Below are 22583 nucleotides of genomic sequence, written 5' to 3'. Positions count from 1 at the left end.
CTCAAGGCTCAAGGCTCAAGGCTCAAGGCTCAAGGCACCTGAAACCGTGCAGCAACGCTAAGCTTCAAAGCGAAGGGAACACGGTCAGCGGAGGAAAGCGTCTCGCGCCATGGACGGCGTGGGCCGAGCGGCCACGGATGGCGAACAGCGACTTTCCGTAGCTGACCGTTTTCCCTGAGCAGTCACCCGAACCAAAAGCGCCCCTGCCAAAGCAGTCACCGGACCAAAAGCCCAAAAAAAAACGCCGCATTACGCGGCGTTTTTTCTTCAACTCATCCGGCGATTAAGCGCGAACGAAGTCGATGTGGTGCAGTTTTGGCTTGAACGGGTGACGCTGAACAGCCTGAACTTTAACCTTGGTTTCTTTACCATCAACAACCAGAGTCAGCACTTCGCTGTAGAACTCAGGCTTAACCTGCATGTTCATCACGATGTCGTGGTCCAGTTCGATGGAAACAGCTGCTTCCTTGCCACCGTAAACGATAGCCGGGAATTTGTTAGCTGTACGCAGGCGGCGGCTCGCACCCTTACCCTGCTCTTTACGTACTTCTGCATTGATAGTGAACATTATTAATTCTCTTCAAAATGATCCTGCTACAGGCGACCCAGCAACAGGTTGGATTGTTCTGCTTCTGCTTACACAAAAGCGGGCGGCATTATAGCGATGTTTGACCGCAGGGGCAAATACTAACGCCGTCAGCGCAACTCATTGGCACGGCGGAAACGGCCCTGATAATCAAAAACCTTTTCGCGTACCTGCCAGAACTGACGCTGCTGACGGGCGACAACAAAATCGGGATGACGTAACAACGGCTGCAATGCCACGACATCGGCGGCCGTTTGCCAGCCCAGTGGTACGCCGGGCGCACGCTGGTGCGGGCGCATAAACAGCTGCTCAAAGGCTTTGCGTTGTGCCGGGGTTTGCAGACGAAAACGCTCGCTGACACTGGTACCATCTTCATCAAAATAACTGGCCTTCAGCCATTCACCTTTCTCATCGCGCCCGTGAGTCAGTTCCATACCACCACAGCGCAGCACCAGCGCATCTTTCAGCTTCAGCGCCGCTTTCAGCATATCGTCGGGATCAACCAGCACCGCATCGCACTCATGACAGCGGCGGGCAGCAATATCATTTTCCGCATTGCAGTGCGGGCAATGTTTAAAGCGAAAGCGGAAATCACACTGCTCGCGTTCACCCTCATCATCTTCCAGCACCCCCTGGCAGCGGCGGCCAAAGTGCTCAATAAGGGTGCCATCAGCGGTGGTTTTGCCCCAGAACGTATTGGCAAAGCCGCAGGCAGGGCAGAACACCTGCACCGGTTGGTTATCGCTTTTGCCTTTTGGTGCGCCGACTTCCGGGGTATAGAGGTCATGCGGATTACCGGCGTAGTCAAGGATCAGACAGTCGCTTTTGCCTTCGCACAGACGCAGACCACGGCCGACAATTTGCTGATACAGGCTGACGGATTCGGTGGGGCGCAGAATGGCAATCAGGTCAACATGGGGGGCATCAAAACCGGTGGTCAGTACTGCGACATTGACCAGATAGAGTAACTGCTGCTGTTTAAACGCCTGAATCACCGCATCACGCTCGGCGGCCGGGGTATCGGCGCTGACCAGCGCGCTGCTCTGGGGCAGCAAGCCGAGGATTTCGCGTGCATGCTCAACGGTTGCAGCAAAAATCATCACCCCTTTGCGCTCTTCTGCAAACTCGACAATCTGCTGAATAATATGCGGCGTAATTCTTTTCTGTTGTTTCAGCTCGCGATTCAGGTCAGCTTCACTGAACAGGCCATTCGCCTGCGCACTCAGGCGGCTGAAATCGTACTGCACCACGGGCATATCCAGCCTTTCCGGCGGCACCAGAAAGCCATGTTTGATCATATAGCGCAGCGGCAGTTCATAAATACAGTCGCGGAACAGCGCCTTATCGTCACCGCGCACCATGCCGTGGTAGTGATACTGATAAATCCAGCCTTTACCGAGGCGATAGGGCGTGGCCGTCAGCCCGAGCAGGCGCAGTTGTGGATTGTGCTGGCGCAGATGGTTAAGGATTTGCTGATACTGGCTGTCATCATCGTCGCTGATACGGTGACATTCATCGACGATCAGCAGCGAAAACGCACTGTCGAACTGGGCGAGATTACGCGCCACCGACTGTACACTGCCGAACACTACCTTGCTCTGGCTCTCTTTGCGCTGCAGCCCAGCAGCAAAAATATCAGCCTGCAGACCATAAGCCTGATATTTGCTGTGATTCTGCGCGACCAGCTCTTTAACATGCGCCAGCACCAGTACCCGGCCACGTGCCAGCCGCGCCAGTTCGGCGATCACCAGACTTTTTCCGGCACCGGTAGGCAACACAATCACGGCGGGTTGCTGTGAGCGACGGAAATAGCTGAGGGTGGCATCCACCGCTTCCTGCTGATAGGGACGGAGCGTAAACGACATGGCGTGACAACGATTGTGGAAACAGGGCCGCATTATGCCATGAAAGCGGCAGGAAAGGGCGGATCACCTCTGTTAGCCGCGGGTAACTCCCGCTATACTGCGGGGTATCACCTTTCCGGGCGCAGCAGCGCCCTGCAAACGTTTTTCATTTCTTTCAAGAACACAGGCAAAGCAGATTTAATGCGACTCGATAAATTTTTATCTCAGCAACTGGAAATCAGCCGGGCGATCGCGTCACGGGAAATTCGCGCTCACCGCGTGACGGTGGATGGCGAAATCGTCCGTGACAGCGCCTTCAAACTGAAACCGGAACACCAGGTGGAATATGACGGCAACCCACTGCAACAGCAGTTTGGGCCGCGTTACTTTATGCTGAATAAGCCGGAAGGCTATGTCTGCTCCACCGACGATCCCGATCATCCTACCGTGCTCTATTTTCTCGAAGAGCCAACGGCGTATAAGCTGCATGCGGCAGGACGCCTGGATATCGACACCACCGGTCTGGTGCTGATGACCGATGACGGCCAGTGGTCGCACCGCATCACTTCGCCGCGTCACCATTGCGAGAAAACCTATCTGGTGACTCTCGAACTGCCACTGGCTGAAGATACTGCTGAACGCTTTGCGCAGGGCGTGCAGCTGCACAATGAGAAAACCCTGACCAAACCGGCTGAGCTGGAGGTCATCAGTGACCACCAGGTGCGGCTGACCATCAGCGAAGGGCGTTATCACCAGGTGAAACGCATGTTTGCTGCGGTAGGCAATCATGTGGTGGCGCTGCATCGTGAGCGTATTGGTGCGATTGAGCTGGATACCGATCTGGAGCCAGGGGAATATCGCCCACTGACGGAAGAAGAAATTGCCTCCGTAGGCGTACCAGCATAACACCCGTCATACTTCGCGCTGGCACTTCCGCCGCGCGAATCAGATTATAAAAAACAGAGCATTGTCGTCAGATAACAAGGAGCAAGAGTGCGGCAGGAGAAAAACTCGTCCGTGGGATTAGTGGTCATTCTTGGTCTGTTAGCCATGTTAATGCCACTGTCTATCGATATGTATCTGCCTGCGTTGCCGCAGATCGCCAGCGAATTTGGTGTGTCGGCGGGCAGCGTGCAGATGACGCTGAATATCTATATCTTCGGTTTTGCAGTCGGACAGCTGTTCTATGGACCGCTGGCGGACAGTTTTGGCCGCAAACCGGTGATCACCTTCGGCACCCTGGTGTTCGCCATTGCTGCCGCAGCCTGTGCGTTATCACAGAGTGTTGAGCAACTGATTAATATGCGTCTGCTGCATGGTCTGTCTGCGGCTGCGGGCAGCGTGGTGATCAGTGCTCTGATGCGTGACAGCTACTCGAAAGAGGAGTTTTCGCGCATGATGTCCTTTGTCATGCTGGTGACCACCATTGCACCGCTGCTGGCGCCGATTATCGGTGGCTGGCTGCTGCTGATCTGGAGCTGGCACGCGATTTTCTGGACGATTTCCGCTGCCGCGGTGGTGACCACACTGCTGGTGGTGACGCAGATTAAAGAGACGCTGCCGCCGGAAAAGCGGCAAAAGTTTCATCTGCGCACCATGCTGACCAACTTCCTTGCCCTGTTCCGTCATAAGCGGGTATTCAGCTATATGCTGGCCAGCGGTTTCTCGTTTGCCGGTCTGTTCTCCTTCCTGAATACCGGGCCGTTTGTCTATATCGAGATCAACCATATTTCGCCGCAGCACTTTGGTTACTACTTTGCGCTGAATGTGGTGTTCCTGTTTATTATGACGCTGATTAACAGCCGTTCAGTGCGCCGGTTTGGGCCACTGGCGATGTTCCGCTTCGGGCTGCTGGTGCAGTTTGCCATGGGCGTCTGGTTGCTGGTGGTGAGTGCGCTGGATCTGGGCTTCCTGCCGCTGGTGTTTGGCGTGGCACTGTTTATCGGCTGTGTGGCGATGGTCTCGTCGAATGCGATGGCGGTGATCCTCGATGAGTTTCCGCATATGGCAGGCACCGCGTCATCGCTGGCGGGCACCATGCGCTTTGGCGTTGGCGCGCTGGTGGGGATGCTGCTGGCCAATATTCCGCTGAACAGCGCCTGGCCGATGGTGTGGGCGATTTCCCTCTGCGCCACGGTTTCAATCCTGTTGTTCCTCTATGCCAGCCGGCCGCGTAAAGCAGGATAACTCTCCGGGCGGAATCTGTTCCGCCCGTCTCCCCGGCAGTACGTCATTCCTTTCCTCTGTCATTCGGAACAAATTTTCTCACCTGGTTTGTTGCTTTTTTGTGAAATATAACGCATATAAAAGTAACAATATTGCAGCAAAAGTGGTTATGATCCGGCCGTGAACGCGGTACATATAGCAACAAAATGAGAGCTGACTCTCAAAAATAACCGCGTAAAGATGAAATGTTTAACAAAACACGACGGCTTTTATTGACGTAACTTGCAGTTGCTGCCAGGAGCTATACCGGTCGCGGTGAGCCCGCTGTCGCCGCCTGTCGTGTTGTTTGCTTACCGTTCTGGGGACCTGATTTGAATAGTTTACAGCTTTCGGTTGTCCATCGCTTACCGCAAAGTTATCGCTGGTCTGCTGGCCTGACGGGGGTTGGCGTCGAACCGCTGGAAATGAGCGGCCTGACGGATGATAACGATCTGATTGGCATGAAATTGTTAAGCCATAATGGCGAGCCGGCATGGGATATTATGCGTATCCTGCAGGCAGCGCTGACAGAAATTCAGGTCGAGTGCGCGGTGGTGGAGTGGCAGGGCGAGCCCTGCCTGTTTGTCCAGCGTACTGATGAGAGCGCGGCTAACTGTCGCCTGAAAAATCAGGGTGTGGCCATCGCGGAAACCTTCTCTGCCAGCAATCCTTTCTGACGTCCTACGCCAGCGCCAGTAACTGGCGGGTGTACTCCTGCTGCGGTGCCGCAAAGATCTGTTCGCAGTCACCCTGTTCGACCACTTCTCCCTGACGCAGTACCACCACCTGATGACACAATGCGCGTACCACCTGCAAGTCGTGGCTGATAAACACATAGCTCAGGCCATGCTGCTGCTGTAAGTTTTTCAGCAGCGTCAGAATCTGCTTTTGCACCGAGCGGTCGAGGGAAGAGGTCGGCTCATCCAGAATCATCAGTTGTGGCTGCAGGATCAGCGTGCGGGCAATCGCAATACGCTGACGCTGACCACCGGAAAACTCCGCCGGATAACGGTGGCGGCTGGCGGGATCGAGTCCCACTTCCTGCAGTACCTGAATCACCTGTTCTTCACGCTGTTGCGCGCTCAGTTCCGGGCGATGCACCGCCAGACCTTCGGCAATGATTTGCATCACGGTTAGCCGTGGATTCAGCGAGGAGTTCGGGTCCTGGAACACCACCTGAATGCGCGAACGCACGGTCAGCATCTGCTTACGGTTCCAGCTGTGCAGTGGCTGATTATCAAACCAGATCTCACCCTGCGACTGGATCAGGCGCAGCAACGCCAGGCCAGTGGTGCTTTTACCGGAGCCGGATTCACCCACCAGACCCAGGCTCTCTCCGGGATGCAGATTAAAGCTGAGCGGCTTCAGCGCATGATGGTGATCGACCACCCGCTGCAGCAGACCGCGCTTAATCGGGAACGCCACCTGCAGGCTCTCAACGCGCAACAACGGCGGCAGCGTCGCGTCCAGCGGGGCAGGGCGTCCCTGTGGTTCAGCATCCAGCAACTGACGCGTGTAGCTGTGCTGTGGCGCGCTGAACAGCTGCGTGATGCTGTTATGTTCGACGGCTTTGCCCTGTTGCATCACGGTGACGTTGTCCGCCAGCTGACGCACAATATTCAGGTTATGGGTGATAAACAGCAGACCCATATTCAGCTCCTGCTTCAGCTCTTTCAGCAGCGTCAGGATTTGTGCCTGCACGGTGACATCCAGTGCCGTCGTCGGCTCATCGGCAATCAGCAGTTCCGGCTGCGTCAGCAGCGCCATGGCAATCATCACGCGCTGGCGTTCACCACCGGAGAGCTGATGCGGATAATCATTCAGCCGGTTTTTCGCATTGCGAATACCGACCCGGTCGAGGCAGTTGAGGATTTCCGCACGAGCGGCTTCACTGCGCATCCCGCGATGCAGCGACAGCACTTCATACAGCTGCTTTTCGATGCTGTGCAGCGGGTTTAGCGATACCATCGGTTCCTGGAAAATCATCGCGATGCGGTTACCGCGCAGGCCACGCAGCGTGCGCTGATCGGCTTTCAGCACATCCTGACCGGCAAACAGGATCTCACCGCCAGTATAAATGGCCGGTGGCGTTGGCAGCAGACGCATCACCGACAACGCCGTGACACTTTTACCTGAGCCGGATTCGCCGACCAGCGCCAGTGTTTCTCCGGCTTCCAGTGACAGCGACAAATCACTGACCACCTGCTGCTGCACGCCACCCTGACGAAATGCGATGCCGAGCTGATTAATGGCAAGAAGTGGAGTCGTCATATCAGTGCACCTTGCTGGGATCGAAGGCGTCACGCACGGCTTCGCCAATAAAAATCAGCAGCGACAGTAAAATCGCCAGTGAGAAGAATCCGGCCAGACCAAGCCATGGTGCCTGCAGGTTGTTTTTGCCCTGCAACAGCAGCTCACCCAGCGATGGCGATCCCAGCGGCAGACCGAAACCGAGGAAATCGAGCGAGGTCAGCGTGGTGATTGAGCCACAGAGAATAAATGGCAGGAAGGTGAGGGTCGCCACCATCGCATTCGGCAGCATATGGCGCAGCATAATGCGGCTGTCACTGACACCCAGCGCCTGCGCGGCACGGATATAGTCGAAGTTACGCGCACGCAGAAACTCAGCGCGCACCACGCCGACCAGACTCATCCAGCCAAACAGCACCGTGATCGCCAGCAGCCACCAGAAATCCGGCTGTACCACGCTGGACAGCAAAATAATCAGAAACAGCGTTGGCATCCCGGACCATACTTCGATAAAGCGCTGGCCCACCAGGTCGACTTTGCCGCCGAAATAACCCTGCAGCGCGCCAGCCGCAATACCAGTCACGCTGGAAAACAGCGTCAGCATCAGGCCAAACAGCAGTGAAATACGTGTGCCATAGAGAATTCGCGCCAGCACATCACCGCCATTAGCGTCAGTACCCAGCCAGTTTTTTGCCGAAGGTGGCGACGGGAACGGCACGTCGGTGGCGAAATTAATGGTGTTATCACCAAAACGAATCGGTGCCCATAGCGCCCAGCCCTGGTTCGCCAGCCGTTGCACCAGCCACGGGTCCTGGTAATCGGCGGCAGTCGCCAGCGGTCCGCCATAATCGGCTTCGGTGTAGTCAAACAGTACCGGCGCATACCAGCGATCCTGATAGTGCACCAGCAGCGGTTTATCATTCGCCAGCAGTTCCGCACCCATACACAGCACCAGCAGCACGGCGAAGATCCACAGTGACCAGTAACCGCGACGATTCTGACAGAAACGCCCCCAGCGGGCCTGGTTAATCGGGCTTAAGCGGCTCATTGGCGTCCCTCGAAGTCAATACGCGGGTCCACCAGTGTGTAGGTAATATCACTGAGAATATTCAGCAGCAGACCAATCAGGGTGAAAATATACAGCGTGCCGAACATCACCGGATAATCACGCTGCAGCGTCACTTCATAACCCAGCAGGCCGAGGCCATTCAGCGAGAACATCACTTCAATCAGCAGCGAACCGGTAAAGAACATGCTGATAAAGGTGGCAGGGAAACCTGCAATCACTAACAGCATGGCGTTACGGAATACATGGCGATAAAGGATTTTCTTCTCATCCAGTCCCTTGGCTCGGGCGGTCACCACATACTGTTTACGGATCTCATCAAGAAACGAGTTTTTGGTCAGCATGGTCAGGGTGGCAAAACCGCCAATCACCGTCGCCAGTACCGGCAGGGTGATATGCCACAGGTAGTCGGTGATTTTGCCGTACCACGGCAGGCTGTCGAACTGCGGTGAAGTGAGGCCACGCAGCGGGAACCAGTCGAGATAACTGCCACCGGAAAACAGTACGATCAGCATCACGCCGAACAGGAATGAAGGGATGGCATAACCGACAATGATGAGCGTGCTGCTCCAGATATCAAACGCGCTGCCGTTATGCACCGCTTTACGAATGCCGAGCAGAATCGACACCAGATAAATAATCAGCGTGCTCCACAGCCCAAGCGTAATCGAGACCGGAAGGCTCTCTTTAATCAGCTGCAGCACTGAGGCGCTGCGGAACAGACTGTCGCCAAAATCAAAGCGTGCGTAGTCCCACAGCATTTTGAAGTAGCGTTCATGCAGCGGTTTATCAAAGCCGTAGCGTTTGGTGATCTCCGCGATCACTTCCGGGTCCAGCCCGCGTGAACCGCGATACTGGCTCTCACCAGGGTTGCTGGCATTCAGTGATGCACGACCACCGCCGCCCCCCTCACTCCCCGGCATGCCGCTATTTTTGGAGAACTGAATATTAGCGATCGCCTGATCCACCGGACCACCCGGTGCAATCTGCACAATAAAAAAGTTGATGGTAATGATCGCCCACAGAGTCGGGATGACCAGTAACAGTCGACGAAGAATATATGCGCCCACATTGACTCCTTAACGACGCTGAGCTGGCAGGCTGGCGGCTTTGCTTGCATCGTACCACCAGGTGTCAATGCCAGAGGAATACGTTGGAGCAATCTCTGGACGGGAAAACTTGTTCCAGTAGGCAAAGCGATCGTTGGCTCTAAACCACATCGGGATCATATAGTGATTCCACAGCAGAACGCGGTCGAGGGCCCGGCCGAGCGTCAGCAGCGCGGCTTTATCTCCCTGATGCTGCATAATCTGTGTGACTAACTGATCCAGCACCGGGCTTTTCACCCGTGCGGTGTTCCAGCTGGATTCAATATATTGCGATACCCACATCATCTGCAGTGAGGAGTCCGGCGATGGCTGCGCGTAATAGACCGTTGGGATCATATCGTAGTCCCCTTTACGCAGGCGTCGCACGTATTGTGAGTTGTCGATCTGGCGGATCTGCAGCTCAATGCCAAGACGCGCCAGGTTATGCTGGAACGGCAGTACCCATTCAATATTGCTGCCGCTACGCAGCAGCAGCTCAAAGCGGAATGGCTGACCATTGCTGGTATTCACCAGCCGTTTATTTTTGATTTCCCAGCCAGCCTGTTTCAGCAAATCCAGCGCTTTCAGCAGATTTTCGCGGTCGTAGCCGCTGCCGTCAGATTGCGGTGGCTGCCAGGCGGTGGTCAGGGCTTCATCAGGGATTTGCCCTTTAAACGGCGTCAGCACCGCCAGCTGTTGCTGATCCGGTGCGCCATCTGCTGCATAGTCGGTATTCTGGAAATAGCTGCTGGAACGTTTATACGAACCGTAAAACAGCGCCTTATTCATCCACTGGAAGTCAAACGCCAGTCCAAGTGCTTCACGCACCCGGCGGTCAGCAAACAGCGGTTTTTCAGTGTTAAACGCCAGCCACTGAGTATCAGTGGCAACGGTATTCGGTCGTTCAGCTTTAACGATTTGCTGGCTGTCAAAGGCGCTGCCGCGATACTGCGTCGCCCATTTTTTTGCGGATCCTTCGGCGCGGTAATCAAATGCACCTGCTTTGAAGGCTTCGAATGCGACATTGTCGTCAAGGTAGTAGTCATAGCGCATCGTATCGAAATTATTGCGCCCTTTATTCACCGGCAAATCCGCCGCCCAGTAATCTTTGACGCGCGAATAGGTAATGTACTGGCCGAATTTATACGCGCTGATGCGCCAGGCGCTGCTGCCGAGCGGAGGATAGCCTAGCGGCTCATTAAATTTGCGGGTTTTCCAGAATTTTTCCGCCAGTACCGGCAGTGTCAGCAGACCGAGCATCTGATCTTTATCTGCCTGTGGCAGTTCAATACGTACCGTCAGCGGCGCAATGGCTTTTACGGTGGTGCCTTTATAGAACACACGGAACTGTGGCACACCCTCGGTCATAAATTTTTCAAAGGTAAAGGCGACATCGGCGGCGGTAATCGGTGAACCATCCTGGAAGCGTGCGCGCGGATTCAGGGTGATCTCCATCCAGCGGAAATCGTCAGGATAGCGCGCGGATTCGGCAATTAATGGATAGTAACTGCCAATTTCATCTTCAGCATTGGCAAACAGCGAATCGTATACCGTTTCGGTAGCGAAGCCCGGATATCCGCGCGAGGCATAGCGGTTAAAGTTGTCGAAAGTGCCAATAACCGACAACGTCATTTGGCCACCTTTCGGCGCATCAGGATTGACGTAATCGAAATGGGTAAACCCGGCGGCATATTTCGGTTCACCGAGTTTTGCCAGCGTGGTGCTCTGATGGATATTTTCCGCCTGCGCGGAGCAGCCGACAGCACTGAACAGAATAAAGGTAAGCAGGCGCAATAACATCGTTCGATTTGGCTCCCGGGCGCAATGAGTTCAGATGTCAGGATAAAACCGAACGGCTGGTTTGGAAATAGCTAATCAATTGCGTGACATTCATTGGCCTTGCAAATAAATAGCCCTGCATATGTGTCACACCACGTTTCAGCAGCCATGAAGCCTGTTCTTCCGTCTCTACACCTTCGGCAACGGTACTGAGATTCAGTTTCTTCGCCAGGTTCAGCACCGCGTCCAGCACCGGGGAGGTGACGGTTTCCATGCCAATACTTTGCACGAAACCGCGGTCAATTTTCAGGTAATCGAATTTGAATTTTTCCAGATAAATCAGCGCGCTGTGGCCGGTGCCAAAATCATCGATTGCCAGTTTGAAGCCCTGGTTATGAATCCAGTCAAAGGTTTCTGTGGCATGGCGTTCCGAAACCATGGTGCGTTCGGTGATTTCAAATACATAGCTGAAATGCCCGTCTGGCATCGCTTTTGTCCAGCGCGTGACATCGTCGCGAAAAGAAGCTGATGACAGATGGACTGGCGATAAATTAACACCCATTTTAGTACCACGCGGGATGGCCTGCACCAGCCGGTGCGCATCGCGTGCCACCAGTTCAAACAGATGACGCGTCAGCGGGATGATCAGGTTTTGCGCCTCGGCGTAGCTGATAAAGGCATCTGGCGGAATACGTCCCTGGGTCGGATGTGTCCAGCGCAGCAGGGCTTCCAGACCGTACGGGCTGCTGCTGCTGGCTTCGATAACCGGCTGGTACTCAACATGGAATTCTCCGCGCTTGATGCCCTGCAAAATCTCTTTTCCCGGGCGCAGATGGCGTGACAGCAATAAATAGCAGCAGGACGTGATCAGCAGCGCCAGCAGCAGCCCCACCAGCAGGATCTGCTGAATATCACGTTGCGGCAGGGTATGGCCAAACAGATAAAAGGTGATTGGCAGGCCAGCAACGGTCATCGCGCGTAGCGGGTTTTGCGGCAATTCACTTTTGTTGACCATCACTCTGTTCCAGGTGGCGACGGCGTGATCGCCTACCGCCATGGCCATACCGCTCAGATCCTGCTGGCGCGAGGCCAGCAACAGATTCGGCGTCAGATTGATATTCAGTGTGGTCAGCACACCAGTGCGTTCAGAGCCCGGTACTTTCAGCCAGATCACCATGGCGGGTTTTTCTGGCAGCATCGGTGTGCCTGCAATCAGGGTGATATCGAAATCATTGTCGAGATTGCTGGCTGCAGAGAAACTGCTGACCGGCAGGCTGAATGCGCCCGTTGCTGAAGAACAGTAAGCAATACCCTCGCGTACCAGCAGAATGGCGCGTACGTTATTGGTGAACGCAGCGCGTGAGGTTAATTCATTGCCAATTTGTGAGCAGGGAAGGGCGGTCAGGTCGCGCAACGGATTAAGGGTCGTTTTTAGCTCAGCAAAACTGTCGCGCAGAGATTGTTGATTTCGTAATACCAGCTGGTCATAGCCCTGTGAGCGTTTATGCCAGGTCAGTGTCAGCATCGCCACGATGAAAAGCAGAAAAAACACGGCGCCAACGGCAGCACTGACGCAGGCAATCTTTCGTGTGTTGCTCAGCGGGTGTTTTACCCGTTTCGATAAGGGCATTGCGTTTTATCTCCCGCTTTAGCCTGTTTTTTCTTTTAGAGTAATGTACTGCCATTCCCTGAGAATAAGTACAGCAGGATATAACGACGTCGGGGGATATGTCTCTATATTCTTATGATATACAAAACTACTTTTGCATCTGGTGCAGGGCATTATGCTAAGAAAGTGTAAAGCGGCGTCGGGCAGTCAGGCGGAATTACAGGCATAAAAAAACGCTGCCGGAGCAGCGTTTTTTTATCATTCTCGTTTCGCGGACTTCAGGGACAGAAATCAGCTTTGCGTTCGGTTGTTCAGAACCCGGCGCGCTTCGCGGTAGCGATTCTTCCAGTACGACTCATTCATGCTTGAAATCATCACACCATTACTGGTGGAAGCGTGAACGAAGTTGTCATTACCTAAATAGATGCCAACGTGACGTCCTGTCGATCCGGCGCGGAACAGCACCAGGTCACCAGGGCGCAGTTTGTTGCGCTGAATGCTGCTTCCGCTGTCCTGCTGTTCTGAGGTAGAACGCGGCAGATCCAGACCAAACTGTTCACGGAACGTCAGCTGAACAAAACCAGAACAATCGATGCCACGTTTAGTGGAACCGCCTAAACGGTAACGAACGCCTTTCCAGTCAGCATACTGGTCCATGATACGGGACTTAACATCCACGTTCTGAACCATCTGTTCGAATTCATCCTGAGACGCTTGAAGTAAAAAACCGTTCTGGTTCTTAACTGCATGCGTATCAGTTTGTGCGTTGTGTCCGTTATTGCTGGTACAGGCCGAGAGTAATGTCGCTAACGCGACCGCGGGTATCGCCCGCAGAATATATCTCAGTATAGGTTGAGACTTGACCATTATGTTTGTTATCCCTTGAAGTCCTTAACGACAGGAGTCGTTAGCAAATTACGAAACGGAATGAGATTAATTAGTGCCGCAGCGCAAGACAATTCCTCAATTGCTAAAATGTGTGAACGAGCACAGTTTATTAGCTGATAAAGGAAAAAATCACACCTTTTGCCTAATCCCGATTGAGGTTACCCGATCAGAAGCCCCATGGCGAGGGGTTTTGATAAGTTTTTTATAGGTTTTTTTGATGAGAAACAAATGGGTAGCATTCAGGCTAAATTATCAGCAACTGGCAGTGAATAATGGCGGGATTAAGCTAAATTCAGGCCGCTATTTCCGCGCTTAACGGAAAAAATAAGCGTAACCGGGAACAAGGGGCGACGAAAAAGCGGCTTTTTTGCCGTCACAACCATAATTATTTCTTTATGATGACGGTGCGGTGACAAAGCGGTTATCAGAAACATTAAGGTTTCCGCGGCCTGAACGAATAAAAAGCGTCCCAGCCGCGGAATAGTCTTTAGCGCACAGGCTTATATTTGCCCGGCAGGGTGCGCCACAGCCAGTCGACTAGGCGGTCACTGGCAGGCGTCAGCAGCCACCAGCTCAGGCCCACCAGCACGACAGACAGTGAACCCACGGCGATATCGGTAAACCAGTGTGCCCCTGCCATGACGCGCGGCAGTGCGAATACCAGCACAATCAGCAGCGCGGTGACAAACGCGCCTTTAGTGAAATAGCGCAGCATAAAGCAGGCGAAAATCATCAGCATCATGCCATGATCGCCCGGGAAGCTGTCGCTGGAAGCATCTTTAGCCGGGATACCGGTCAGCTCACTGACGCGATGCACATGTTCAAAGAACAGGCTCGGGCTTTGATGTTTCACCGGCAGCAAATGGCCCGCCTGGTTCAGCACCACCGCAGTGATCAGCATGCAGATACCGATAGCCAGCAAGCGGCGGCGTTCCGGCGGCGTGGCGCGACGCCAGAAGCTCAGGTACAGCAAGCCCATCGCCAGCAGCGATACCGCATCGAAACCGCGAAAGTTAGTAATAGCAATCAGCCACAGCAGCGGTTTATTGCTGACCATCTGGTCGTTGAACCAGAAGAAAATGGTTTTATCGACAGTAAACCAAAAGCCATGGTTCGCGGGCAGATACCAGGACAGAAACAGGGCGATCCCCAGGATATTCAGCAGCAGGATCGTCGCTAAGCGTTTTGTATTCATAGCTAATCATTAATTAAAAAAGTAACGGCGTAGACTAGGCCTGGCTTTCTAAACGAAGCTTCAACAAGCTGCTCTGCAATTCATTCCACCGCACGTCTTGCTCATTAATTAACTCAATACGACTGTCAGGCGGTGTGACCGGACGGGTTTCAATCTGGAAATCCTGGCCCTGGCGGTTAATGCTGACCAGCCCCTCCGTCGTGCGCAGAACCCCTTTTACCCGCGTTACCGGCGCCAGGCGTGCCCATTTGAGAATACCAATAGTATCGAATACCGTTTCCTGATCGAAGATCCAGCCACAGGCGTAATAACCCTGTCCCTGATTCAGTGCACGTCGCCAGCGGCTATGATTATCCAGCCGCAGTGCAGCCAGCGCGGATGGCGGGGCGTTGTGTTGGTGGTGACGGGCGTCCGGCAGTGGACGCAGATTACGACGAGGAGTATCGAGCAGAGCGGGATCGATCGTGCCAAATTGGGTGGTGACCAGCTGGCGATCGCCGAGCGCATGCTGCTGCCATTGTTCCAGCAGTTGCTGATCTTCTGGCTGCCAGCGATCCTGTTTATTGGCGACAATAATGTCGGCTGCCGCCAGCTGATCGCGGAAGTTCTCATTACTGAGCACCTTCTGGTCGCTGAGCTGGCGTGGGTCCAGCAGCGTCAGTGTGGCATTGAGCGTCAGCCACGGCTGGTAAACGGTATCCGTCAGCATGCTGATAATTTGCTTCGGATGGCCCAGCCCGGTGGGTTCAATCAGCAAACGGTCAGGCTTGCTCTGTTTCAGCAACATATTCAGGCCCACCTGCATCGGCAGACCATTCACGCAGCACATACAGCCGCCCGGGATCTCTTTTAAGATCGCCCCACGGTCCTGCAACAGTGCGCCATCAATGCCGATTTCGCCGAACTCATTGACCAGTACCGCCCATTTTTCCTGTTGCGGCTTCTGCGCCAGCAAATGCAGCAGGGTGGTGGTTTTGCCGCTGCCAAGAAAACCGGTAATTAAATTGACCTTTGTCATCATGACTCCTCGTCAGAATGGCATCTGAATTGATTAATATGTGTTGCCGTCATCCTGCAGATTGCTGCGGCATCAGAGGCGGGCAGAAGCGTGCAGAATACCGGTTGCTGCGATGACGAACTCATCAGGAACCGTTTACAGAAAGCAACTACAGTTATCCTGTCAGAGTCAGTAAATGAGGTTGATTATGAACAACATCAGAAGCATGTTGCTGATAATACTTTTTACCTCATGGACGAGCAGCGTGATGGCGGAACGGCGTGATGGTGAAAACCTGTCAGGGAGCGTCAGGTTTTACGGCACGGTGGTTGACGGTGGATGTTCGGTCCATCTGCAGCACGATAACCGTCTGCTGGCGTTATGCCGGCAAAATGGTCAGCATGCTGATGCACAACAGGCCGCAACATCCTCACCGCCATTACCATTGCGCCAGGGAACCACCCGTTTCTCGTGGCTTGATCGCAGTAAAGTACAGGCGCTGGTCACTGTCACTTATTATTGATTGTTATAATATAACATTTGCGGCGATGCAGCAAAGCATCGCCGCAGAAGGGATGGGGATTATTCGCTGCGTCCCATATAACGACGCTCCGCAATATGGATACGGATTTTGTCGCCATTGCTAAGATATTCCGGCACCTGAATCACCAGGCCTGTCGCCATCGCGGCTGGCTTGGTACGTGCACTGGCAGACGCGCCTTTAATACCTGGCGAGGTGTCAGTAATTTCCATATCCACGGTTTGCGGCAGCTCCAGTGCCAGCACCTGACCATCCATAGTGAGCACCTGGATACCCGGAATGCCCCCTTCTGGAATAAACAGCAGCTCTTCTTCTATCTGTTCTTTTTTGAAGTTATACGGCGTGTAATCTTCATCATCCATAAACACATATTCATCGCCATCAATATAAGAGAAGGTCACTGCGCGACGGATAAGGGAGATGGTGTCGATAATATCATCACCTTTAAAACGCTCTTCCACCTTCAGGCCGGTGCGGATATCGGTAAAGCGCATTTTATATAAGGTGGTGGCGCCACGGGCGCTCGGACTCTGAATGTCGATATCTTTTACCAGCAGTAACTTGCCGTTGAGGTTAACGGCTGCGCCGCGTTTAATCTCGTTTGCTCTTGCCATGGTGGTCTCACTGAACCTGTGCTGAATGAATCGCGTCACGTTACTCGCGGCGCAGCATTCAGGCAAGCGCTATACGCAGCAGAAATGGAAATTTCATGGTGAAAGAAAGGTAAATTGTTGCGGCTGGCGTAGCTTTCCACGCGGGCGGCTGTTATTGTCGCGCTTTGCGTGAACGCTGAGTGTCCTGATGCAGTGTCGTCCTGACTGTGGTGCCTGTTGCACCGCGCCTTCCATCTCTTCGCCGATCCCGGGAATGCCCGATGGCAAACCGGCGAATACCCCCTGCATTCAGCTGGACGAACAGCAGCGCTGCAAAATTTTTACCTCACCGCTGCGGCCGAAAGTCTGTGCCGGGTTACAACCCAGTGCTGAAATGTGTGGCGGCAGTCGTCAGCAGGCGATGACCTGGCTGCTGGATCTCGAAGCGGCCACCGCGCCCTGATATCAGGCGTTTTTAATCCGCCACATACACCACAGGGTGCCAATCATCATCAGCAGTGCGCACCAGAAAACCGCGTGATAACTCCAGATTTCCGCCACCACACCGGCCAGCGAACCGGCAATAATCCAGCCTACGCGAGTGGAGTTGCTGAACAGTGTCGTTGCTGACCCGGCCTGACCCGGCATCAGATCCTGAAAATAGAGCATACCGATACCGGCCAGAATGCCGATAAACATCGCGTTCAGCACCTGTAACAGCAGTAAGCTAATGGTGCCGTCAAACAGCATCAGCCCGGCATAAAACAGCACGCCGCAAACGGCTGAAAAGCGCATCAGCGCGCGTTTGCTGAAGCGTCTGGCGTAGTAACCCGCAATCAGCATTACCGGGATTTCCAGCCCGGCTGCCAGTCCCATCAGTTTTCCAGCCAGTGCTTCTGGCAGATGCAGCTGCTGAACCACGTACAACGGCATATTAATCAGATAAATATTGTTGCAGGACCACATCAGGGTGCAGCCGATAAACAGCAGCAATGTGTCGCGGCGGTTGCGCGCAGGTGCCTGCAGGGGGGCGCTGGTTTTGACTGCGCTTTTATTCATTGATGGCAGCAGATATCTGACAATCAGCGCACAGCAGATAAACGCCAGCGCGGCGCAGGCGTACATCACCTGGAAGCCAAAGCCGAGCGCCAGTGCGAAGGCAATCGGCGGACCAATCACCCATGCCAGCGACACCTGGGTGCGCATAATGGTGCTGAACATCACCGCTTCACGCCCGGTTTTATCTGCATGCTCACGCGCCAGCGCAAACATTTGCGGGTTGGCGGTAGAGCCAAAGCTCGACAGCAGAACGCCGAGGAACAGCAGTACAAAGTAATTGCGGTTCCATGCATACAGAATGCAACCCAGCGCGCCCAGCAGACAGCACTGGAAAATCAGCATCTTACGGTCACCCTGACGGTCTGAACGTGCTGCCAGCAGCTGGCTGACGATAATGCCGATCACCGCACTGCCGGTGAAAAATATTCCCACCATAAACGGACGCGCCTGCACTTCACTGGACAGAAACAGACTGAGGGTCGGCAGCTGCAGCGCACCGGCGATACCGGACAGAAAAGCGACAATAAGAAACGCCGCCGAACGCAGGTCGGGCAGGCGACGGGCGGTAGCACCAGATGTTTGCATGAGCGAGGGTTAACCAGAAGAAAAGGACTGCTGAAGTTTACGCTGGTACGGCTTTTTTTGAAAACCCGTTTCAATTGATCTGGCGCAGCTTATTCCCTTTCCGCATTTTTTGCACAAACGGGGGATTTTACTGGCGCTGACATGTTGCTGACACCGACGCGCGTTAAGGTGGATTAAGTCAAATACACTTCAGCAACTGTGTCAATGCGACCGGTATTTTTCCGAAAATGGGCAGCGCAATGTGCGTGAGGTCAAAAATCTGCTACGTCGATTTCGCTAAAGCTTGCCAGCAGGCGCCGGAGTGTACCAAACTCATTGAAACGTTTCAGCGTTGTCTCGTCAGGTTGTTAGTCAGGAGATAACGCTTTTTTTCTCAATATAGCTGAAACGATTCAAATTCAGCGGGAGAGGAGAACTATGTTCCAGCTCGATCTCAAAGCCATCCACACTGGCGCCAGCGCCAGCAATAAAGAAGACGCCATTCGCCAGATCGCCGCGGCACTGACCGCCGCCGGTAACGTCAGCGATGCCTATGTTGAAGGCATGCTGGTGCGCGAAACGCAAACCTCCACCTACCTGGGCAACGGCATTGCCATCCCGCACGGCACCACCGATACGCGCGATCAGGTGCTGGAAACCGGTGTACAGGTGTTCCAGTTCCCGCAGGGCATTGCCTGGGGTGAGGACCAGACGGCGTATGTGGCAATTGGCATCGCGGCGCGTTCTGACGAGCACCTGGCGCTGTTGCGTCAGCTGACGCATGTGCTGAGCGATGACAGCGTGGCTGAACAGCTGAAAACCACCACTTCCGCAGAGGTGCTGCGCAGCATCCTGATGGGTGAGAAGCAGGGCGCTGAATTTACGTTTGATAATTCCATGATCGCGCTGGATGTGGCCACCAGCGACCTGATTACCCTGCAGGCACTGAACGCCGGTCGTCTGCAACAGGCGGGCGCAGCGGATGCCAGCTTCGTCAGCCAGGTGATCGCATCACAACCGCTGAACCTGGGTCAGGGTATCTGGCTGAGCGACAGCACCGTGGGTAACCTCGGCAGTGCCGTGGCGATCAGCCGCGCGGCGACGCCTTTTGCAGTCAACGGCGAGAAAGCTGCAATGCTGATTACCGTTGCCGTCAGCGATGAGCAACCGATGCAGGTGCTGAACTACCTCAGCAATCTGCTGATGAACATGAAAGCTGACCGTCTGCTGAGCGCTGATGCAGCGGGTGTGCTGGCGCTGCTGACCAGCGAAGTGGACGAGCAGGCGGATGTCCTGAGTGCCGAGTTCACTATCCGTAATGAACATGGCCTGCATGCACGTCCTGGCACGGCACTGGTCAGCGTGATCAAGCAGTTCAACAGCGAAATCACTATCACCAACCTCGATGGCAGCGGTAAACCGGCAAATGGTCGCAGCCTGATGAAAGTGGTGGCATTAGGGGTGAAGAAAGGCCATCGCCTGCGCTTTACCGCCAGCGGTGATGATGCGCAGCAGGCGCTGAACGCGATTGAAGAAGCTATCGCTTCTGGTCTGGGCGAGGGCGCAGCATGAGCAGACGTGTCGCCACCATCACCCTGAACCCGGCTTATGACCTGGTGGGTTACTGCGCGGAAGTCGAGCGTGGTGAAGTTAACCTGGTGAAAACCACCGGCCTGCATGCAGCGGGCAAAGGGATTAACGTCGCCAAGGTGCTGAAGGATTTAGGTATCGACGTTACTGTCGGCGGTTTCCTGGGGAAAGATAACCAGGATGGTTTCCAGCACCTGTTCAGTGATTTGGGTATTGCTAACCGCTTCCAGGTGGTGCCGGGCCGTACCCGCATTAACGTGAAGCTGACCGAGAAAGACGGCGATGTTACCGATCTGAACTTCTCCGGTTTTGAAGTCAGTGGCCAGGACTGGGAACGTTTCTCTGCCGACTCTCTGAGCTGGCTGGGTCAGTTCGATATGGTCTGCGTCAGCGGCAGTCTGCCAGCTGGCGTTGATCCTGATGCGTTCACCGAGTGGATGAGCGCGCTGCGCACCCACTGCCCATGCATTATTTTCGACAGCAGCCGTGAAGCGCTGGTCGCCGGACTGAAAGCGGCGCCATGGCTGGTAAAACCGAACCGTCGAGAACTGGAAATCTGGGCCGGACGTAAACTGCCGACCCTGCAGGACGTGATTGAAGCGGCGCATGCACTGCGTGAGCAGGGCATTGCCCATGTGGTTATCTCACTCGGCGCGGAAGGTGCGCTGTGGGTAAATGCTTCCGGCGAGTGGATTGCAAAACCGCCAGCCTGTGAAGTGGTCAGTACCGTAGGTGCTGGTGATTCCATGGTAGGAGGCTTGATTTATGGCCTGCTGATGCGTGAGTCGAGCGAGCATACGCTGCGCCTGGCCACGGCGGTCGCAGCGATGGCTGTCAGTCAAAGTAATGTAGGTGTTACCGATCGTACCCAGTTGGCCGCGATGATGGCGCGTGTCGACCTTAAACCCTTTAACTAACAGCAGGAGAGCATAATGAAAACGCTGCTGATAATTGATCCTTCGCTGGGGCTGGCGACCAGCTATCTGGCAAAAAATTTACTCACAGATGCTGCGGCCAAAACCGGCGTGACCCTGACGGAGAACCCGGCAGACGCTGAACGTGTGGCGGTAGCGGGCAAGACGATCCCTGCTGACGGCTCGCTGAACGGTAAAGCTGTTTACCTCGGCGATATCGAACTGGCGCTGCGTCAGCCGGAAATCTTCCTGGCAAACGCGCAGTCTCAGGCACAGCCTTACCAGGCACCGGTTGCGGCAGCAGCAGCTGCGCCAGCTCAGAGCGGCGCACAGAAACGTATTGTCGCGGTGACTGCCTGCCCTACGGGTGTCGCGCACACCTTTATGGCTGCGGAAGCGATCCAGACAGAAGCGACTAAACGCGGCTGGTGGGTGAAAGTTGAAACCCGCGGTTCGGTGGGCGCAGGTAACGAAATCACTGCGGAAGAAGTCGCTGCGGCGGATCTGGTGATTGTGGCGGCGGACATTGAAGTGGATCTGGCGAAATTCGCCGGGAAGCCAATGTACCGTACCTCTACTGGCCTGGCGCTGAAGAAAACCGCTCAGGAGCTGGATAAAGCGCAGGCGGAAGCCAAACCTTATCAGCCGAAAGGCGGCCAGCAGGCTGCTCAGGGCGAGAAGCAAGAGAGCGCAGGCGCTTATCGCCATCTGCTGACTGGCGTGTCTTATATGCTGCCAATGGTGGTGGCGGGTGGTCTGTGTATCGCACTCTCCTTTGCTTTTGGTATTACCGCGTTTAAAGAGCCGGGTACGCTGGCAGCAGCACTGATGCAAATCGGTGGCGGCAGCGCCTTTGCTCTGATGGTGCCGGTGCTGGCGGGTTATATCGCTTTCTCGATTGCTGACCGTCCAGGTCTGACGCCTGGTCTGATTGGCGGTATGCTGGCGACCAGCATTAACGCCGGTTTCCTTGGCGGTATTATTGCGGGCTTTATTGCCGGTTACACCGCGAAGCTGATCAGTGGTAAGGTGAAACTGCCGCAGAGTATGGAAGCGCTGAAACCGATCCTGATTATTCCGCTGTTTGCCAGCCTGATCACCGGCCTGCTGATGATCTATGTGGTGGGCAAACCGGTTGCTGGCATCATGACTGGCCTGACCGGCTGGCTGGCGAATATGGGTACGGCGAATGCGGTACTGCTGGGTGCAATCCTCGGTGGCATGATGTGTACCGATATGGGTGGCCCGGTGAACAAAGTGGCTTACGCCTTCGGTGTGGGTCTGCTGAGTTCGCAAACTTATGCGCCAATGGCGGCGATTATGGCGGCCGGTATGGTGCCACCGCTGGCGATGGGGCTGGCGACGCTGGTTGCCCGCCGCAAGTTCAACAAGAACCAGCAGGAAGGCGGTAAAGCGGCACTGGTACTGGGTCTGTGCTTTATCTCTGAAGGCGCGATTCCGTTCGCCGCACGTGACCCAATGCGTGTACTGCCATGCTGTATCGCCGGTGGCGCACTGACCGGTGCGATCTCCATGGCGATTGGCGCGAAACTGATGGCGCCACACGGCGGTCTGTTTGTGCTGCTGATCCCGGGTGCGATTACGCCGGTTGTGGGTTACCTGGTGGCGATTATTGCCGGTACTCTGCTGGCGGGCCTGGGTTATGCGATTCTGAAACGTCCGGAAGCGGAACTGGCGAAAGCCTGATTTGTGAAAGGCGGAACGAAAAAAGGCGCGGATTTCCGCGCCTTTTTTGTTATTGGCAAAATGCTTCAGTGCCGAAAGTACACACCACAGTCACCTTTTTTGACCACT

20 protein-coding genes are annotated in these 22583 nt (G+C 54.7%); 8 read left to right on the top strand and 12 right to left on the bottom strand.

Annotated features, from left to right (window positions below):
* Nucleotides 1-283 precede the first annotated feature (283 nt).
* Together rplY and ACSZO1_RS04085 are read right to left on the bottom strand one after the other, a co-directional pair.
* Nucleotides 284-568 carry a 50S ribosomal protein L25 gene (gene rplY, locus ACSZO1_RS04090; protein ID WP_437609796.1) on the bottom strand — a complete coding sequence of 95 codons (285 nt, stop codon included), beginning with the start codon at nt 566-568 and terminating at the stop codon, nt 284-286.
* A 128-nt stretch (nt 569-696) separates the two neighbouring features.
* Nucleotides 697-2451, bottom strand: a complete 1755-nt coding sequence (locus ACSZO1_RS04085) for a DEAD/DEAH box helicase (RefSeq protein ID WP_437609794.1) — start codon at nt 2449-2451, stop codon at nt 697-699.
* Between the two features lie 180 nt (nt 2452-2631).
* On the opposite strand from ACSZO1_RS04085, the gene rsuA reads away from it, so the two are divergent.
* The 3 genes from rsuA (at nt 2632) to ACSZO1_RS04070 (ending at nt 5312) form a co-directional block, all read left to right on the top strand.
* Nucleotides 2632-3336 carry a 16S rRNA pseudouridine(516) synthase RsuA gene (rsuA, locus tag ACSZO1_RS04080; RefSeq protein ID WP_437609791.1) on the top strand — a complete coding sequence of 235 codons (705 nt, stop codon included), beginning with the start codon at nt 2632-2634 and terminating at the stop codon, nt 3334-3336.
* An 87-nt stretch (nt 3337-3423) separates the two neighbouring features.
* On the top strand, nt 3424-4617 hold the full coding sequence (locus tag ACSZO1_RS04075; RefSeq protein WP_437609789.1) for a Bcr/CflA family multidrug efflux MFS transporter: 1194 nt from the start codon (nt 3424-3426) through the stop codon (nt 4615-4617).
* A gap of 350 nt (nt 4618-4967) precedes the next feature.
* Nucleotides 4968-5312 (top strand): YejG family protein, encoded by a 345-nt coding sequence (locus ACSZO1_RS04070; protein ID WP_437609787.1) that lies wholly within the window; start codon nt 4968-4970, stop codon nt 5310-5312.
* 4 nt (nt 5313-5316) lie between these two features.
* On the opposite strand, the gene yejF is transcribed toward ACSZO1_RS04070, so the two are convergent.
* From yejF to ACSZO1_RS04030, 8 genes are all read right to left on the bottom strand, one after another.
* Nucleotides 5317-6906 carry a microcin C ABC transporter ATP-binding protein YejF gene (gene yejF / locus ACSZO1_RS04065; protein WP_437609785.1) on the bottom strand — a complete coding sequence of 530 codons (1590 nt, stop codon included), beginning with the start codon at nt 6904-6906 and terminating at the stop codon, nt 5317-5319.
* Between the two features lies 1 nt (nt 6907).
* Nucleotides 6908-7933 (bottom strand): microcin C ABC transporter permease, encoded by a 1026-nt coding sequence (locus ACSZO1_RS04060; protein ID WP_437609783.1) that lies wholly within the window; start codon nt 7931-7933, stop codon nt 6908-6910.
* A complete protein-coding gene (locus ACSZO1_RS04055; RefSeq protein ID WP_437609782.1) occupies nt 7930-9021 on the bottom strand; it encodes a microcin C ABC transporter permease YejB in 1092 nt (363 codons plus the stop codon). Before ACSZO1_RS04055 ends, ACSZO1_RS04060 begins: the two co-directional genes overlap by 4 nt.
* 9 nt (nt 9022-9030) lie before the next feature.
* Nucleotides 9031-10839 carry an extracellular solute-binding protein gene (locus ACSZO1_RS04050; protein WP_437609780.1) on the bottom strand — a complete coding sequence of 603 codons (1809 nt, stop codon included), beginning with the start codon at nt 10837-10839 and terminating at the stop codon, nt 9031-9033.
* Nucleotides 10840-10876: 37 nt separating this feature from the next.
* Nucleotides 10877-12448: a cyclic di-GMP phosphodiesterase gene (locus tag ACSZO1_RS04045; protein WP_437609778.1), complete on the bottom strand. Its 1572-nt coding sequence runs from the start codon at nt 12446-12448 to the stop codon at nt 10877-10879.
* A 270-nt stretch (nt 12449-12718) separates the two neighbouring features.
* A complete protein-coding gene (gene mepS / locus ACSZO1_RS04040) occupies nt 12719-13294 on the bottom strand; it encodes a bifunctional murein DD-endopeptidase/murein LD-carboxypeptidase (RefSeq protein ID WP_437609776.1) in 576 nt (191 codons plus the stop codon).
* A gap of 508 nt (nt 13295-13802) precedes the next feature.
* Entirely contained in the window at nt 13803-14510 is a 708-nt protein-coding gene (locus tag ACSZO1_RS04035) for a phosphatase PAP2 family protein (RefSeq protein WP_437609774.1), read from the bottom strand.
* Between the two features lie 34 nt (nt 14511-14544).
* Nucleotides 14545-15528, bottom strand: coding sequence for a CobW family GTP-binding protein (locus tag ACSZO1_RS04030; RefSeq protein ID WP_437609772.1), 984 nt, complete (start codon nt 15526-15528; stop codon nt 14545-14547).
* A 187-nt stretch (nt 15529-15715) separates the two neighbouring features.
* Between ACSZO1_RS04030 and ACSZO1_RS04025 the strand changes: the two genes are divergently transcribed.
* Nucleotides 15716-16030, top strand: coding sequence for a hypothetical protein (locus tag ACSZO1_RS04025; RefSeq protein ID WP_437609770.1), 315 nt, complete (start codon nt 15716-15718; stop codon nt 16028-16030).
* A 59-nt stretch (nt 16031-16089) separates the two neighbouring features.
* Here ACSZO1_RS04025 and yeiP read toward each other — a convergent pair whose 3' ends face one another.
* Nucleotides 16090-16662, bottom strand: coding sequence for an elongation factor P-like protein YeiP (gene yeiP / locus ACSZO1_RS04020; RefSeq protein ID WP_437609768.1), 573 nt, complete (start codon nt 16660-16662; stop codon nt 16090-16092).
* 187 nt (nt 16663-16849) lie between these two features.
* Between yeiP and ACSZO1_RS04015 the strand changes: the two genes are divergently transcribed.
* Nucleotides 16850-17104, top strand: a complete 255-nt coding sequence (locus ACSZO1_RS04015) for a YkgJ family cysteine cluster protein (RefSeq protein ID WP_437609765.1) — start codon at nt 16850-16852, stop codon at nt 17102-17104.
* 2 nt (nt 17105-17106) lie between these two features.
* On the opposite strand, the gene ACSZO1_RS04010 is transcribed toward ACSZO1_RS04015, so the two are convergent.
* On the bottom strand, nt 17107-18285 hold the full coding sequence (locus ACSZO1_RS04010; protein WP_437609763.1) for a sugar efflux transporter: 1179 nt from the start codon (nt 18283-18285) through the stop codon (nt 17107-17109).
* A 417-nt stretch (nt 18286-18702) separates the two neighbouring features.
* Here ACSZO1_RS04010 and fruB point away from each other — a divergent pair, with 417 nt between their 5' ends.
* Genes fruB through fruA form a run of 3 tightly spaced genes read left to right on the top strand, consistent with a single transcriptional unit; the run spans nt 18703 to nt 22475 of the window.
* A complete protein-coding gene (fruB, locus tag ACSZO1_RS04005; RefSeq protein WP_437609761.1) occupies nt 18703-19836 on the top strand; it encodes a fused PTS fructose transporter subunit IIA/HPr protein in 1134 nt (377 codons plus the stop codon).
* Complete coding sequence (fruK, locus tag ACSZO1_RS04000) at nt 19833-20771, top strand: 1-phosphofructokinase (protein ID WP_437609758.1); 939 nt, start codon at nt 19833-19835, stop codon at nt 20769-20771. The genes fruB and fruK overlap by 4 nt, the downstream gene beginning before the upstream one ends.
* 15 nt (nt 20772-20786) lie before the next feature.
* Nucleotides 20787-22475, top strand: a complete 1689-nt coding sequence (gene fruA / locus ACSZO1_RS03995; protein ID WP_437609756.1) for a PTS fructose transporter subunit IIBC — start codon at nt 20787-20789, stop codon at nt 22473-22475.
* Nucleotides 22476-22583: the final 108 nt, after the last annotated feature.

The sequence above is a fragment of the Erwinia sp. V71 genome, assembly GCF_965644245.1.
Lineage (GTDB): Bacteria > Pseudomonadota > Gammaproteobacteria > Enterobacterales > Enterobacteriaceae > Erwinia.
This window is presented reverse-complemented; position numbering and strand designations above follow the sequence as displayed.

Coding starts and splice junctions, on each gene's coding strand:
- rplY (WP_437609796.1), bottom strand. CDS start 568: ATGTTCACTATCAATGCAGAAGTACGTAAAGAGCAGGGTAAGGGTGCG.
- ACSZO1_RS04085 (WP_437609794.1), bottom strand. CDS start 2,451: ATGTCGTTTACGCTCCGTCCCTATCAGCAGGAAGCGGTGGATGCCACC.
- rsuA (WP_437609791.1), top strand. CDS start 2,632: ATGCGACTCGATAAATTTTTATCTCAGCAACTGGAAATCAGCCGGGCG.
- yejF (WP_437609785.1), bottom strand. CDS start 6,906: ATGACGACTCCACTTCTTGCCATTAATCAGCTCGGCATCGCATTTCGT.
- ACSZO1_RS04060 (WP_437609783.1), bottom strand. CDS start 7,933: ATGAGCCGCTTAAGCCCGATTAACCAGGCCCGCTGGGGGCGTTTCTGT.
- ACSZO1_RS04050 (WP_437609780.1), bottom strand. CDS start 10,839: ATGTTATTGCGCCTGCTTACCTTTATTCTGTTCAGTGCTGTCGGCTGC.
- ACSZO1_RS04045 (WP_437609778.1), bottom strand. CDS start 12,448: ATGCCCTTATCGAAACGGGTAAAACACCCGCTGAGCAACACACGAAAG.
- mepS (WP_437609776.1), bottom strand. CDS start 13,294: ATGGTCAAGTCTCAACCTATACTGAGATATATTCTGCGGGCGATACCC.
- ACSZO1_RS04035 (WP_437609774.1), bottom strand. CDS start 14,510: ATGAATACAAAACGCTTAGCGACGATCCTGCTGCTGAATATCCTGGGG.
- ACSZO1_RS04030 (WP_437609772.1), bottom strand. CDS start 15,528: ATGACAAAGGTCAATTTAATTACCGGTTTTCTTGGCAGCGGCAAAACC.
- ACSZO1_RS04025 (WP_437609770.1), top strand. CDS start 15,716: ATGAACAACATCAGAAGCATGTTGCTGATAATACTTTTTACCTCATGG.
- yeiP (WP_437609768.1), bottom strand. CDS start 16,662: ATGGCAAGAGCAAACGAGATTAAACGCGGCGCAGCCGTTAACCTCAAC.
- ACSZO1_RS04015 (WP_437609765.1), top strand. CDS start 16,850: ATGCAGTGTCGTCCTGACTGTGGTGCCTGTTGCACCGCGCCTTCCATC.
- ACSZO1_RS04010 (WP_437609763.1), bottom strand. CDS start 18,285: ATGCAAACATCTGGTGCTACCGCCCGTCGCCTGCCCGACCTGCGTTCG.
- fruB (WP_437609761.1), top strand. CDS start 18,703: ATGTTCCAGCTCGATCTCAAAGCCATCCACACTGGCGCCAGCGCCAGC.
- fruK (WP_437609758.1), top strand. CDS start 19,833: ATGAGCAGACGTGTCGCCACCATCACCCTGAACCCGGCTTATGACCTG.
- fruA (WP_437609756.1), top strand. CDS start 20,787: ATGAAAACGCTGCTGATAATTGATCCTTCGCTGGGGCTGGCGACCAGC.